Source organism: Streptomyces sp. NPDC006140 (assembly GCF_040628815.1).
Lineage (GTDB): Bacteria > Actinomycetota > Actinomycetes > Streptomycetales > Streptomycetaceae > Streptomyces.
This window is the reverse complement of sequence record NZ_JBEXTS010000008.1, coordinates 91,620-104,789: the sequence shown is the minus strand read 5'-3', so window position 1 is coordinate 104,789 and position 13,170 is coordinate 91,620. Positions and strand designations below refer to the sequence as shown.

At 73.3% G+C, this 13,170-nt stretch carries 10 protein-coding genes; 2 read left to right on the top strand and 8 right to left on the bottom strand.

Annotation, left to right across the window (positions count from 1 at the left end; genetic code table 11):
* Positions 1-47: 47 nt before the first annotated feature.
* From ABZ386_RS21560 to ABZ386_RS21525, 8 genes are all read right to left on the bottom strand, one after another.
* Positions 48-1,388: an ABC transporter ATP-binding protein gene (locus ABZ386_RS21560; protein ID WP_356673027.1), complete on the bottom strand. Its 1,341-nt coding sequence runs from the start codon at positions 1,386-1,388 to the stop codon at positions 48-50.
* A gap of 199 nt (positions 1,389-1,587) precedes the next feature.
* Positions 1,588-2,742, bottom strand: a complete 1,155-nt coding sequence (locus ABZ386_RS21555) for a class F sortase (protein ID WP_358965568.1) — start codon at positions 2,740-2,742, stop codon at positions 1,588-1,590.
* A 541-nt stretch (positions 2,743-3,283) separates the two neighbouring features.
* On the bottom strand, positions 3,284-3,871 hold the full coding sequence (locus tag ABZ386_RS21550; RefSeq protein WP_358965567.1) for a hypothetical protein: 588 nt from the start codon (positions 3,869-3,871) through the stop codon (positions 3,284-3,286).
* A 100-nt stretch (positions 3,872-3,971) separates the two neighbouring features.
* The gene (locus tag ABZ386_RS21545) at positions 3,972-5,225 is read right to left on the bottom strand and encodes an MFS transporter (RefSeq protein ID WP_356617493.1); all 1,254 of its coding nucleotides are present in this window, start codon (positions 5,223-5,225) and stop codon (positions 3,972-3,974) included.
* Positions 5,226-5,256: 31 nt separating this feature from the next.
* Positions 5,257-6,738, bottom strand: a complete 1,482-nt coding sequence (locus ABZ386_RS21540) for a citrate:proton symporter (RefSeq protein ID WP_358965566.1) — start codon at positions 6,736-6,738, stop codon at positions 5,257-5,259.
* Between the two features lie 99 nt (positions 6,739-6,837).
* Complete coding sequence (locus tag ABZ386_RS21535; RefSeq protein WP_355719595.1) at positions 6,838-9,105, bottom strand: molybdopterin oxidoreductase family protein; 2,268 nt, start codon at positions 9,103-9,105, stop codon at positions 6,838-6,840.
* 354 nt (positions 9,106-9,459) lie between these two features.
* Positions 9,460-10,077 (bottom strand): TetR/AcrR family transcriptional regulator, encoded by a 618-nt coding sequence (locus ABZ386_RS21530; protein ID WP_351342856.1) that lies wholly within the window; start codon positions 10,075-10,077, stop codon positions 9,460-9,462.
* A complete protein-coding gene (locus ABZ386_RS21525) occupies positions 10,074-10,832 on the bottom strand; it encodes a nuclear transport factor 2 family protein (RefSeq protein ID WP_358965565.1) in 759 nt (252 codons plus the stop codon). Before ABZ386_RS21525 ends, ABZ386_RS21530 begins: the two co-directional genes overlap by 4 nt.
* 179 nt (positions 10,833-11,011) lie before the next feature.
* Here ABZ386_RS21525 and hmgA point away from each other — a divergent pair, with 179 nt between their 5' ends.
* Both hmgA and ABZ386_RS21515 read left to right on the top strand, forming a co-directional pair.
* Positions 11,012-12,364, top strand: a complete 1,353-nt coding sequence (gene hmgA, locus ABZ386_RS21520) for a homogentisate 1,2-dioxygenase (RefSeq protein ID WP_358965563.1) — start codon at positions 11,012-11,014, stop codon at positions 12,362-12,364.
* Positions 12,365-12,390: 26 nt separating this feature from the next.
* A complete protein-coding gene (locus tag ABZ386_RS21515) occupies positions 12,391-13,140 on the top strand; it encodes a GntR family transcriptional regulator (protein ID WP_356524917.1) in 750 nt (249 codons plus the stop codon).
* Positions 13,141-13,170 lie beyond the last annotated feature (30 nt).

The following is a 13,170-nucleotide window of genomic DNA, read 5'->3' as shown; positions in this document are numbered from 1 at the left end:
CCGGATCATCAGAGCACGGAGTGGGGACCTGCCGGATGTGCGGCTCCTCACTCGCCCAGGTCGGGCAGGCGTGCCGGGTGCGGGCAGATGCGGTCGCCGTGCTGATCGAAGACGAAGAGGTGGGCGAGGTCGACCAGGAGCGGCACCTGCATGCCGTGGCGCAGGGCCAGGTCCGGGGTGGTGCGGACGATCAGGTCGCCGGGCAGGCGGGGTTCGGCGGCCGGGGGGCGGGGCTCGGCGTCCCCGGGGTGCTCCAGGGCCACCACGGGCCCGGCCCGGCCGGCTCCGGTCCGCTCCCGCAGCCGGGTGAGGACCGAGCCCTCGCGGCGGCGGCGCCGGGCGGGGCGGCCGGGGCGGGGGCGCGGGGCCTCCAGCTCGGGGACGACGGCGGGGCTGGAGCCGGTGTCGAAGTGGACGAGGATCTCGTGTCCCTGGAACTCCACGTGCTCGACCAGGCCGGTGATCGGCACCTCGCCGGGGCGGGCCGCGCTGTGCTTGGCGATGCGGACGGCCTCCGAACGCAGGCCCACGATGACCTCGCGGCCCTGCTGGACGCGCAGCAGCTGGTGGTCGAGGGAGAGCGGCTCGGGCAGGCGCAGGAACTGCTTGCCCAGGCTGATGGTCATCGCCCCGTCCAGGGGCGCTCGCACCAGGCCCCTCAGCAGATTGATCCGCGGGGTGCCGATGAACGCGGCGACGAAGACGTTGCTGGGCAGGGCGTAGACGGCCCGCGGGCTGTCGACCTGCTGGAGCACACCGCCGCGCAGTACGGCGACCCGGTCGCCGAGGGACATGGCCTCGGCCTGGTCGTGGGTGACGTAGAGCGTGGTGACGCCGAGTTCCTTGGTGAGCTGGGATATCTCGGCGCGCAGATGCGTGCGGAGCTTGGCGTCGAGGTTGGACAGCGGCTCGTCCATGAGGAAGGCGGAGGGGTGGCGGGCGATGGCCCGGCCCATGGCGACGCGCTGGCGTTCGCCGCCGGAGAGCTGGCCGGGCAGGCGGTCGAGGAGGTCCTCGATGCCCAGCATCCGGGCGGTGGCGTCCACGCGTGGGCGGGGGTCCGTGCCGGGGGCCTCGATGCGCAGCGGGAAGCCGATGTTGGCCCGGCTGGTCATGTTCGGGTAGAGGGCGAAGTTCTGGAAGACCATCGCCATGTCCCGGCCGGACGGCGGCAGGTCGTTGGCGTACTCGCCGTCGAGCAGCAGCACGCCCTCGTCGATCTCCTCCAGGCCGGCGATCATCCGGAGCACGGTCGACTTGCCGCAGCCGGACGGGCCGAGCAGCACGAGGAACTCGCCGGGTGCGACGTCCAGCGACAGCCGGTCCACCACGCGGGCGCCCCGCGTGTAGGCCTTGCTCACGTCGTGCAGGGAGATGGCGCGTGTCATGAGGGGCCCCCGAGGGGTCATCAGGGCGCGAGGTGCTCCGCGGTCGGAAGCCCCGTGCGGGTCGTACGGGGCTGTGGGTCACGGAAATTAACGGAATGTGCGCGGGTGGGGGAAGAGATCGGGCGGGATCGGATGCCCCGGTCCATCTGGTGAGAAGGCGGACGGCCTGACACGGCCGGGCACGGGCCCGCCGCGGCGGTCAGCGGACGCCGGTGAGGTGGGCGAAGACCACGACGTTGCCGGAGTAGCCCTTCCGGCGGTCGTAGCTGCCGCCGCAGGTGATCAGGCGCAGCTCGGGGCGGCCCCGGGCGCCGTACACCTCCTGGCTCGGGAAGTGCGCCTTCTCGTACGACTTGATCTTGTCCACGGTGTAGACGGCGATCCGCCCGTCGGCGCGCCGGACCTTGATGATCCGGCCCCGCTTCAGCTCGGTCAGCCCCGCGAAGACGGCGGGACCGCTGTCGGTGTCGAGATGCCCGACGGCCACGGCGGTGCCCTGCTCGCCGGGCGAGGCTCCCTGCTTGTACCAGCCGACCAGTTTCGGGTCGTCCTCCGGCGGTGCGGTGAGGCGGTGCTCGCGGTCGAGGCCCAGGTCCATGACCGGGGCGTCCACCCGGAGGTAGGGGATGAGCACGCGGGTGGCACGGGAGCGGGGCAGGGGGCGGAGGGCGGCCGGGCGGCGGGGCTTCCGGGCGACGGGGGCCGGGGGGCGGGCGCGGGTGGCGGTGGAGGGGCGGGGCCGGTTGGGGGCGGCGGTGAGGGCACCGGGTCGGCCAGGGGCGGCGGCCGGCGGGTGCTGGCGGCGGGGCGCGTGGTCGCCGGTCAGGGGTTCGGGGGTGGAGGGCTTGCGGGTGGGCGCTGGGGCGCCGGGCCGGGGCCCTGGGGTGTGGGGCACGGCGGAATGGGATGCGGGCGCTGGAGGCGTGCCCGTGCCGGGCGCGGCCGACCGGGAGGAGCCGGACCGGGCGGCAGGGGTACGACTGCCGGAGCCGCCGGGCACGGCAGCCGTGGCCGTACTCCGGCCGGAGCCTTCAGGCAGACCGGCGGTGGCCGCGTCCCGGGCGGAGCCTCCGGGCAGACCGGCGGTGGCCGCGTCCCGTCCGGATCCTCCGGGCACGGCAGTGGAGGCGGGGGCGGCGGAGCCGTCCGGCAGGGCGGCCATGCCCGTACCGGAGCCGCCTCGCAGGGCGCCGGAGCCGTAGCCGGAGTCGCGCAGCGCATCAGCCGTACCGGTGCCTGAGCCGCCCCGTACGGCGGCCGACGCGACCTCGGCGGGGTCATGCGGGAGGGCCGTGACCGTGGTGCTGGGTTCCTCGCCCGGGTCCCACCAGACGCCGACCAGCAGCAACGACACGGCCAGAGCCACCGTCCGCGTCAACCGGTACGCACGCGTCCGGTACCAGGGCCTGCACGACCGCCGGGGCCACACCCCGGGAGCCGCGCCGGCCCTACGCCGCCCCACCGGGACAGCGCCCGAACCGGAACCGGCCCCACGCCGGACCACCGGGGCACCGGCCCCGCCACGCCGCCGGCCCGACGGGGCGGCAACGGCCCCGGAACCGGCCCCGGGGCGCCCCACCCGAACAGCACCCGCACCAGCCCCGGCTCTGCCCCGGCCCACCGAGGCGGCGCCACCACCGGACACCGCGGAACCGGGCCCCCGCCACCCCACCTGGGGAACCCCGGAACCAGCTCCCCGCCGCCCCACCGACGGCCCCCCGAAGCCGGACTCGCCCCACCCCACAGGCTCCGCACCACCCGGGCCGGACGCGCGACGCCCCACGGCCCCCGCACCACCACCCGGGCCGGACCCCCGACGCCCCACGGCCCCCGTACCACCGCCCGCACCGAACTCGCGCCGCCCCAGCGGAGCGGCGCGATACGCGGAACGTGGCCTACGCGGCGCCATCGGGGCGGCGACGGAGCCGGAACCAGACCGTCCCGGCGACGGCGGCCAGGCCGACGGCGGCCGCGCTGGCGACCGGTGTGAAGGCCTCGCCGCGGGCGATGCCGCCGCCGCCCGCCGGCGGGCCGCCGACCGGCGTCGTCGGCTTGGAGGTCGGGCAGTCGACCTTGAACACCTTGAACTTGCCGGCGCCGTGGGCCTGGTCGGTGAGCCACGTGAGCTTGTACTGCCCGTTGGGCAGGTCGACGGCCTCGGTGCGGCCCTTGCCGCTCCGGTCGGCGGTGAACGTGCCGGTGCGGGTAGCCCCGCCGGGCACCTCCGGCTGGGTCTGGATGGTCCAGTTGACCTTCTCGCCCGGGTCGAAGTTGAACGCGGCGAGGTAGAAGTCGCAGACCTTCGGGTCGTTGCGCTGGTCGTCGGCCCGGGTCGTGCTGGCGTGGATCTTGACGTCTCCGTTGTCCCCCGGGACAGGAGCGGCGACGGCGGGCACACCGCTCAGGGTGGTCCCTGCGAGGGTGAGAGCGGCGAGGACGGCGGTGCGGGTGCCGGCACGGCGCGCGAGGGGTACGACGGGCATGAAGATGCCTCCAAGTCAGATGATTTTCATACAAACTCCTCGTCATCTGACTCTCTGTCACGTCACCGCCGAATCGCCGGCAGCACCGCCCTACGACGTGTCAGATATCGCTCTTCCGGCGCAGCGCCACCCCGCGCCGACGCGCTCCCGGCGCCCCCTGCGCCTTCTCACCACCCGCCCCCTCCGGCTCCCTCGGCGACCGCACCGCGACCCCGGAGGACACCAGCAGCAGCACCCCCAGCATCACGAACGGCGCCGCCACACCCGCGACCCCGGCGATCAGCCCGGCCGCGGCGGGCGCGGCGACCTGGCCCAGCCGGTTGCCGGTCAGCCGCAACGCGAGGGCCGTGGAACGGGCGCCGTCGGGCGCGGCCTGGACGACCGTCGTCATGGACAGCGGCTGTCCGACGCCGAGGCAGAAGCCGAGCGCGACCAGCACCAGGGCGAGCGCCCACACCGGCACCGGCAGGGCGATGCCCGCGCACAGCACGGCCGCCAGCAGGCAGGTCACGGTCAGCAGCAGGGTCCGGCCGAGGAGCCGCAGCAGGGGCGTCAGCACGAGCCGGCAGGCGATCGTGGCCGCCGCGCGCAGGCTGAGCAGGACGCCGATCACGGACGGCGCGATGCCCCGGTGCTCACCGACCACCGGCAGGTAGGCGGTGAGGATGTCGGTCGCGGACAGCACGGCGAGGCTGATGAAGATGCCCGCGGGCACGCCCCGGGTGCGCAGGATGCCCCGGACCGGGACGCGGTCGCCCTTCTCCGGACGGGACGCGGCCGCCGTACGGCGGTGCTCGATGCGCCACAGCGAGGTGAACGCGACCGCCGCGACCCCGCCCGCCGCGATCAGGGCGAGGGCGCTGGTGCCCACCCGGTCGTCGCCGCCGATCAGCGCGCCCGCGGCGATCGGGCCGACCAGCTGGCCGAGCGCGGCGCCGATGGTGAAGTGGCCGAAGTTACGGTCCTGCTCGTGCGGCTCGGACTGCCGGGCGACGAGGGACTGGGAGCCGATGACGAAGCAGAGGTGGCCGAGTCCCATCACCCCGCTCCACAGGGCCATCGCCCACAGGGAGTCCGCCACGCCGCTGAGCGCGCAGCCGCCGGAGATGAGCACGACACCGACCGGCAGCAGGGGCGCGCAGCGGCCGTGGTCGGTGCGGCGGCCCAGGGGGACGGCGGCGAACAGCGGCAGCAGCGCGTACACACCGGCGATCACACCGACGGCCCGCTCGTCCGCGCCCAGCGCGAGGGCCCGGTAGGAGACGGCGGGCCGGGCCATCGACACCGCCCCCTGCGCGAAGCTGAAGGCGATGACGAGGCGGAGCAGCCAGCCGCGGTACCCACCGGGCCTCACGTTGTCCTCCAGGGGAGCGTCGGTCGAGCGGTCAGATGATGCCGAAGAGCATGCCCGCTCCGAGGATCACCAGGCAGGTGAGGGCGGCCCACTTCACGACGAACCTCGTGTGGTCGCCGAACTCCACCTTCGCCATGCCGACCAGGACGTAGACGGCCGGGACGAGCGGGCTGGACATGTGCAGCGGCTGGCCGACCAGGGAGGCGCGGGCCATCTCCAGCGGGGAGACGCCGTGCGCGGCACCGGCCTCGGCGAGCACGGGCAGGACGCCGAAGTAGAAGCCGTCGTTCGACATGAAGTACGTCAGCGGAAGGCTGAGGATGCCGGTGACCAGGGCCATGTGCGGGCCCATGCTGCCGGGGATGACGTCCACCATCCACTTGGCCATGTGGTCGACCATGCCGGTGCCCTGGAGGACGCCGGTGAAGACGGCGGCGGCGAAGACCATGCCGGAGACGTTCAGGACGTTGTCGGCGTGGGCGGCCAGGCGGGCCTTCTGGTCGGGGATGTGCGGGAAGTTCACGGACAGGGCGAGCGCGGCGCCGAGCAGGAACAGGACCGGGATCGGCAGCCACTCCATGATCATGGCGGTGAGCAGGGTGACCGTGAGCAGCGCGTTGAACCAGTAGAGCTTGGGGCGCAGGGTGGACCGGTTGGGGTCGAGGCCCTGGAAGCCGTCGTCGTCGGCGGAGTCCCCGGTGTCGCCGGCGCCGTCGGCGTTCCCGGCAGCGGCCGTGCCGGAGCCGCCCGTGCCGGCCGTGGCGCCCTTGCGCATGGAGACCTTGCCGTCGCCGGAGCCGCCGGCGCCCACGAGGACCGTCTCGGTCTCCTTCTCCTCCTCCAGCACCTCGTCCAGCGTCAGCACGCCCAGCCGCCTGCGCTCGCGCACACCGAGGACGTAGGAGAGGACGAAGACGAAGAGCAGGCCGACCAGGAGCGCCGGGATCATCGGGACGAAGATGTCGCTGGCGTCGAGCTTCAGCGCGGTCGCGGCGCGGGCGGTCGGGCCGCCCCAGGGCAGGGTGTTCATCACGCCGTTGGCCATGGCGGCGACACCGGTCATCACGACCAGGCTCATCTTCAGGCGCTTGTACAGCGGGTACATCGCCGAGACGGTGATCATGAAGGTGGTGGAGCCGTCGCCGTCCAGCGACACGATGGCGGCGAGCACGGCGGTGCCGACGACGATCCGCATCGGGTCGGCTTTGCAGAATTTGAGGATGCCGCGGACGATCGGGTCGAAGAGACCGACGTCGATCATCACGCCGAAGTAGACGATCGCGAACATGAGCATCGCCGCGGTGGGGGCGAGGCTGGTCACGCCGTCGATGACGTAGTCGCCGAGCTTGGCGCCCTTGCCGACGAACACGCAGAACAGCGCGGGAATCAGCACGAGCGCCGCGATCGGCGACATCTTCTTCATCATGATCAGGACCAGGAAGGTCGCGATCATGGCGAAGCCGAGGATGGTCAGCATGAGTGGATACCTAACGTTCGCCCTTGAACATCCCACCAGGGCCGGCGGTGTCCGAGACGTTAGGTCCGTTCAAGCAGTGTTAACAAGACGTTGACGCGCGAGCAATAAGCGCAAAACTGCTGGTCACAGCTTTGCTCAGGTCAGAGGCGTGAGCTTTTCGGTCAAGACCGGGGCCCTGGGGACGGCCGCGGGAGCGAGGTCGACGGGTACGCCGTTGAGGACCGCGTTGCCCGACAGCGGGTCGAGGAGGCTGCCGTCGAGGAGCTGGTTGACGTTGACGCCGGGGTCGGTGGAGGCGTGGCCGAGCCGGGTGCCGGGGCGGTCGTGGCCCCAGCCGTGCGGCAGGCTCACCACACCGCGGCGGACGGTGTCGGTGACCTCGGCGGGCGCGGTCACCTCTCCCCCGGCGCCCTTCACGCGCACGGGCGCCCCGTCCTCGACGCCCAGCCGTGCGGCGTCCTCGGGATGGATGTGCAGGGTGCAGCGGTTGGAACCGCCGGTGAGGGCGGGCACGTTGTGCATCCAGCTGTTGTTCGAGCGGAGGTGGCGGCGTCCGACCAGGACGAGTCCCGCGGGGCGTTGGGCCAGGGCCGCGCGCAGCCGGGGCAGGTCGTCGGCGATCGGGCCGGGCAGCAGCTCCACCTTGCCGCTCCTGGTCTTCAGCGGCTGCGGCAGGCGGGGCCGCAGCGGGCCGAGGTCGATGCCGTGCGGGTGCGCGAGCAGCTTCTCCAGGGTCAGTCCGTCCGGTCGTACGCCGAAGCCGTCGCCGTAGGGGCCGAGGCGGAGCATCAGGTCGAGCCGGCGCTCGGGGCCGTCGTCGCCGGTGAGCCGCGTGGCGAGCTCGCGGGGGTCGCGGCCGCGCACGGGCGAGTGGGGCTCCTTGACGGCCTTGCCGAGCGTCTGGTCGATGACCATCTGGTCGACGGCCGCGGGATCGGCCCCGTGCATGCCCGTCACCGCGAGGATCAGGCGGGCCAGGATCTCCGTCTCCGCCATGCGGTCCGGCTCCAGCGGGATCGCGGGGCGGGTGTAGCGGACCTGGTGGCGTACGGCGAGGGTGTTGAGGGCGAAGTCGTGGTGCGGGCTGCGGGAGGGCGGGGGCGGGGGCAGCAGCACGTGGGCGTGGCGCGAGGTCTCGTTCAGGTACGGGTCGACACTGACCATGAAGTCGAGGGAGTCGAGCGCCGTGTCGAGCCGGTCGCCGTCGGGCGCGGAGAGCACGGGGTTGGCGGCGACGGCGATGAGCGCGCGGATCGGCTCGCCGTCCTCGGTGGCGGTGTCGATCTCCTCGGCGAGGGCCGACAGGGGCAGCTCGCCCTTCGCCTCGGGGTGCCGGCTCACCCGGGAGTGCCAGCGCCCGAGGGCGAAGCCCCGGCCGGGCCCGGCGGGGCGCGGGGTCTTGTCGGTGGCGGCCTGCGGGAAGAGCGCGCCGCCGGGCCGGTCGAGGTTGCCGGTGAGGATGTTCAGCACGTCGACGAGCCAGCTGGCGAGGGTGCCGTGCGGGACGGTGCAGCTGCCGATGCGGCCGTACACGGCGGCCGTGGGGGCGGCGGCGAGGTCGCGGGCGAGGACGCGGATGAGGCCGGCCTCGACGTCACAGGCCTCGGCGACGGCTTCGGGGGTGAACTCCCGCAGGGCGTCGGAGAGTTCCTCGACGCCCTGGACGTGCGGGGTCGGCTCGACGAGCCCCTCGTCGAAGAGCACCCGGGCCATCGCCGCCAGCAGCAGCGCGTCTGTGCCGGGCCGTATCGCGATGTGCCGGTCGGCGAGCTTGGCGGTGCGGGTGCGCCGCGGGTCGATCACGACGAGGGTGCCGCCGCGGGCCTTGAGGGCCTTGAGTTTGCCGGGGAAGTCGGGGGCGGTGCACAGACTGCCGTTGGACTCCAGCGGGTTGGCGCCGATGAGGAGCAGATGGTCCGTGCGGTCGAGGTCGGGCACGGGGATGGCGTTGGCGTCGCCGTAGAGCAGGCCGCTGGAGACATGCTTGGGCATCTGGTCGACCGTGGAGGCGGTGAAGACGCTGCGGGTGCCGAGCCCGGCGAGCAGCACGGGTGGGTAGAGGGCGCCGGCCAGGGTGTGCACGTTGGGGTTGCCGAGGACGACACCGACCGCGTTCGGCCCGTACCGCTCCACGACGGGCCGGATGCCGGCGGCGACCGCGTCGAAGGCCTCCTCCCAGGTGGCCTCGCGCAGTTCGCCGTCCCTGCGCACCAGCGGCGTGCGCAGCCGGTCGGGGTCGGAGTCGAGGGCCCCGAAGGAGGCGCCCTTGGGGCAGATGAAGCCCCGGCTGAACACGTCGTCGCGGTCCCCGCGGGCGTGGGTGACGCGCGTCCCCTCGATGGTGAGGCTCAGGCCGCAGGTGGCCTCGCAGAGGGGACAGATACGCAGGGCGGTGCGGGACACGGGTCCTCCCGGGGCGGCGGCTACGGTGACGCACGAACGCGGCCGAGCATACCGACCGGTATGCAGGGAGGGGAGCCCTCGCGGCCGGGGAGATCAGGCGAGCGCCCGGGGCGGGCGGCCCGGGGTCGGCGGGCGAGCACCAGCGCCGGACACACCCGCGGGTGCCGGTGGAGCACCGGGCCGGATACCCCGGGAACGCCGGTCGAGCACCCGACCGGATACCCGAAACGCCGGTCGAGCACCCGATTCGGATACCCGGAACGCCGGTCGGACACCGGGCCGGGCACCCCCGGAGCGCCGGCCGGACACCCCCGGCGCGCCGGTCGAGCACCGGGTCGAGATACTCCGGCAGCGTCAGTCGAGCACCCGGGCCAGGTACCCCCGCAGCATCTCCCTCGCCTCCGTGATGATCTTTTCGTCGCCCTCCGGCGCGAGCCGGAACGCCAGGTGCACGAGGGTGTCGGCGGTCTCCACGGCGATCAGGAACACCCGGCGCAGATCCTCGTCGGGCTCGCGGTCGAGGTGACCGGCGAGGAGTTCGGTGAGGCGGTCGGCGACGCGGTGGTTGGGTTCGGCGTCCCGGGCCCCGACCGGGATCTGGTTGCCGAAGTCGACCAGGGAGAAGCCGGGCGCGGTGCGCTTCATCTCCAGGTACTCGTCGAGCACGGCGTCCATGGCCGCGCGCCAGCCCCCGTCACCGGCCTCCCCCAGGCGCTCGGTGACGCGGGCGGTGTACCGCTCCAGGTTGCGCTGGGCCAGCGCGTCGACCATCTGGCGTTTATTGCCGAAGAAGCGGTAGACCGAGCCGATGGGGACGCCGGCGCGCTGGGCGACGGCACGGGTGCTCAGGGCGTCGTAGCCGACCTCGTCGAGGAGGTCGGCGCAGGCGTCGAGGATCCTGGCCAGGCGTTCGGCACTGCGCCGCTGCACGGGCGCACGACGGAGCGATGTCGCGTGGGGCACGGGCTTCATGATGCCTTTCCGGCCCGACCCGGTGAACCTCGCCCCCCGGACTCCACGAGCGCCCCCGCCCCCTGCCGAGCAACCGCGCCCGGCAGCACGAGCACCTCCGCCCCCCGCCGAGCGGCCACACCCGACGCCATGGGCACCCCGAACCCAGGCCGGACGGCCGCGCCCGACACCACAGCCACCTCCACCCCCCGGCGAGCACCCACACCCGGCACCACAGGCACCCCCACCCCCCACCGCACGGCCCCGTTCGGCCTCACCCCCGGCCCGGGCTTCGACGCGGTGATGTCGGCGGTGCTTTCCACGGGTCTGCCGTCGACCGCCCACACCGTGCCGTCGTCGGCGTAGAGGCGGGCCGTGACGTGGTGCGTGCCGTGTCCGACGAGGCCGGGGGGCAGCCGGTGCTCGGGGGCGCGCAGCCGGGCGACGAGGCGGCCGTCGACGTAGAGGTGCGCGAGGCCTCGCCCGGCAACCGCCCGAGCCGCCGCGCCGGCCGGCGAGAAGCGGAAGTTCCGCACGGTCAGCCGTACCTCCCAGCCGCCACCCCGGTCGGGCTGCACCTCGATGCCGACGTCGGGGGCGTCCTCCGCCTCCACCTCGCGATAGGGCCGCCCCTCCTTGTCCTGGTCCTCCAGAAGCCTGCCCGCCGGGGAGGGCGACGCCTCGCCGCCCGGGGCATCACCGGAGCCGCAGCCCACGGCCCCGACCAGGAGGACTCCGACCGCGAGCACGGTGAGAGATCTGCGTGTCCACGACATATTCGGGAGCGTAGAACACCTGTCCGGGCCGGTGGATCGTCCTCAAGTCGGGTTCGAGTCATCCGTGAAGAGGAGGGCTCACGCCGGGACTCGCACCCCGCGGCTCGCGCCCCTCTTGCGCGCGGGAAATCGCAATCCTACGGTGTTGCATAGGAATCAACCGCAAGGGAGCAGCGATCATGGGCGATGGGGGTACCTCCCGCGCGAGCGGGTCCGAGCGCGAGCGGGCGCGGAAGACCGCCGAGGGGCTGACCTACCTCTCCGGCTTCGGCAACGAGCACAGCTCCGAGGCCGTCCCGGGCGCACTGCCCGAGGGCCGCAACTCACCCCAGCGGGCCCCGCTCGGGCTGTACGCGGAGCAGCTGAGCGGTACGGCCTTCACCGAGCCGCGGGCCCACAACCGCCGCTCGTGGCTGTACCGGATCCGCCCCTCGGCCGCGCACCCGGCGTTCACCCGCATCCACAACGGCTCGATCCGCACGGCACCGTTCACCCAGACCGTGCCCGACCCCAACCGGCTGCGCTGGAACCCCCTGCCCGACCCGCCGCCCGAGACCGACTTCCTGGCCGGTCTGTGGACCCTCGGCGGCAACGGCGACGCCACCCAGCGCACGGGCATCGCCGTCCACCTCTACACCGCCAACGCCTCCATGGAGCGGGTGTTCAGCGACGCGGACGGCGAGCTGCTGATCGTCCCGGAGCGCGGCGGGCTGCTGCTGCGCACGGAGTTCGGTCTGCTCCATGTGGAGCCGGGCCATGTGGCGCTGATCCCGCGTGGTGTCCGCTTCCGTGTGGAACTGCTCGACGAGTCCGCCCGCGGCTATGTGTGCGAGAACTACGGCGCGCCCTTCCGCCTCCCCGACCTCGGCCCGATCGGCGCCAACGGCCTCGCCAACCCCCGCGACTTCCGCGCCCCGGTCGCCGCCTACGAGGACGTCGAGGGCCCGGTGGAGGTGGTGAACAAGTTCTGCGGCAACCTGTGGACGGCCACCTACGACCACTCCCCGCTCGATGTCGTCGCCTGGCACGGCAACCATGTGCCGTACGCCTACGACCTGCGCCGCTTCAATGTGCTGGGCACCATCACCTACGACCACCCCGACCCGTCGATCTTCACGGTGCTGACGTCCCCGTCGGACACCCCGGGCCTGGCCGGCGTCGACTTCGTGGTGTTCGCGCCGCGCTGGCTGGTGGGCGAGGACACCTTCCGGCCGCCGTACTTCCACCGGAACGTGATGACCGAGTACATGGGCCTGATCGAGGGCGCGTACGACGCGAAAGCGGAAGGATTTGTGCCGGGCGGCGGCTCGCTGCACAACATGATGTCGGCGCACGGCCCGGACCGGGAGACGTTCGACCGGGCCAGCGCCGCCGAGCTGAAGCCGCAGAAGATCGACGACGGCCTGGCGTTCATGTTCGAGACGCGCTGGCCGATCACCCTCACCCCGCACGCGGCCCGGGCGGAACACCTGCAACAGCGCTACGACGACGTCTGGCAGGGCCTGGAGCGGCACTTCACCCCCTTGCACTGATCATTTCCTACCGGTACGGATGGCCCGTGACCTCCTTCGCCCCGGACTCGATCGTCCTGAACCGCAAGCTGCCGCTCTGGTACCAGGTGTCGCAGTCGCTGCGCGCCTCGATCCTCGGCCGCTCGCCCCAGGACCCGCTGCGCCTGCCCACCGAGGAGCAGCTGGCCGGGCACTACGGGGTGAGCGTGCTGACCATGCGGCAGGCGCTGAAGGAGCTGGAGGACGAGGGGCTGATCTCGCGCCACCGACGGCGGGGCACGTTCATCGAGCCGCACGCGCGCAGGGGGTCGCCGGTCCGTCTGCTCGGCTCGGTGGACGCGATCGTGGCCCAGCAGTCCGGCATGACGACCGAACTGCTGGACCACGGCACGGCCCCCGTGCCGGGTGAACTCGCCGAGTTCTTCCCGGACGTGGCGGAGGTGTCGACGTACCACCGGCTGCGCAGCGACGAGAAGACCGGTGAGCCGACGAACCACGCCCGCAACTACGTGCGCCCCGAACTGGCCGCGCGGATCGACCTGGACGATCTCGTGCGGTGGCCGATGACCAAGGTGCTGCGGGACGTCGTCGGGGCGGACATCAGCCGCATCACGGACACGGTGGAGGCGCGGCTGGCCGACCCGGAGACGGCCCGGCTGCTCCACGTGCCGCTGCTGAGCCCGATCCTGCACTACACGGGCATCACGTACGACGCCGAGGGGCGGCCCCTGGACGTGGCCGTCATCCACTACCGGGGGGACCGGTTCTCCTTCACGGTGACCTTGGACGCCACATGAGCGCTGCGGGCCGGTGGGGGCTGGTCGCGC

Excerpts from the sequence above, each read along its gene's own strand:
- hmgA (WP_358965563.1), top strand. The coding sequence starts at position 11,012 with ATGGGCGATGGGGGTACCTCCCGCGCGAGCGGGTCCGAGCGCGAGCGG.
- ABZ386_RS21550 (WP_358965567.1), bottom strand. The coding sequence starts at position 3,871 with ATGCCCGTCGTACCCCTCGCGCGCCGTGCCGGCACCCGCACCGCCGTC.
- ABZ386_RS21525 (WP_358965565.1), bottom strand. The coding sequence starts at position 10,832 with ATGTCGTGGACACGCAGATCTCTCACCGTGCTCGCGGTCGGAGTCCTC.
- ABZ386_RS21560 (WP_356673027.1), bottom strand. The coding sequence starts at position 1,388 with ATGACACGCGCCATCTCCCTGCACGACGTGAGCAAGGCCTACACGCGG.
- ABZ386_RS21530 (WP_351342856.1), bottom strand. The coding sequence starts at position 10,077 with ATGAAGCCCGTGCCCCACGCGACATCGCTCCGTCGTGCGCCCGTGCAG.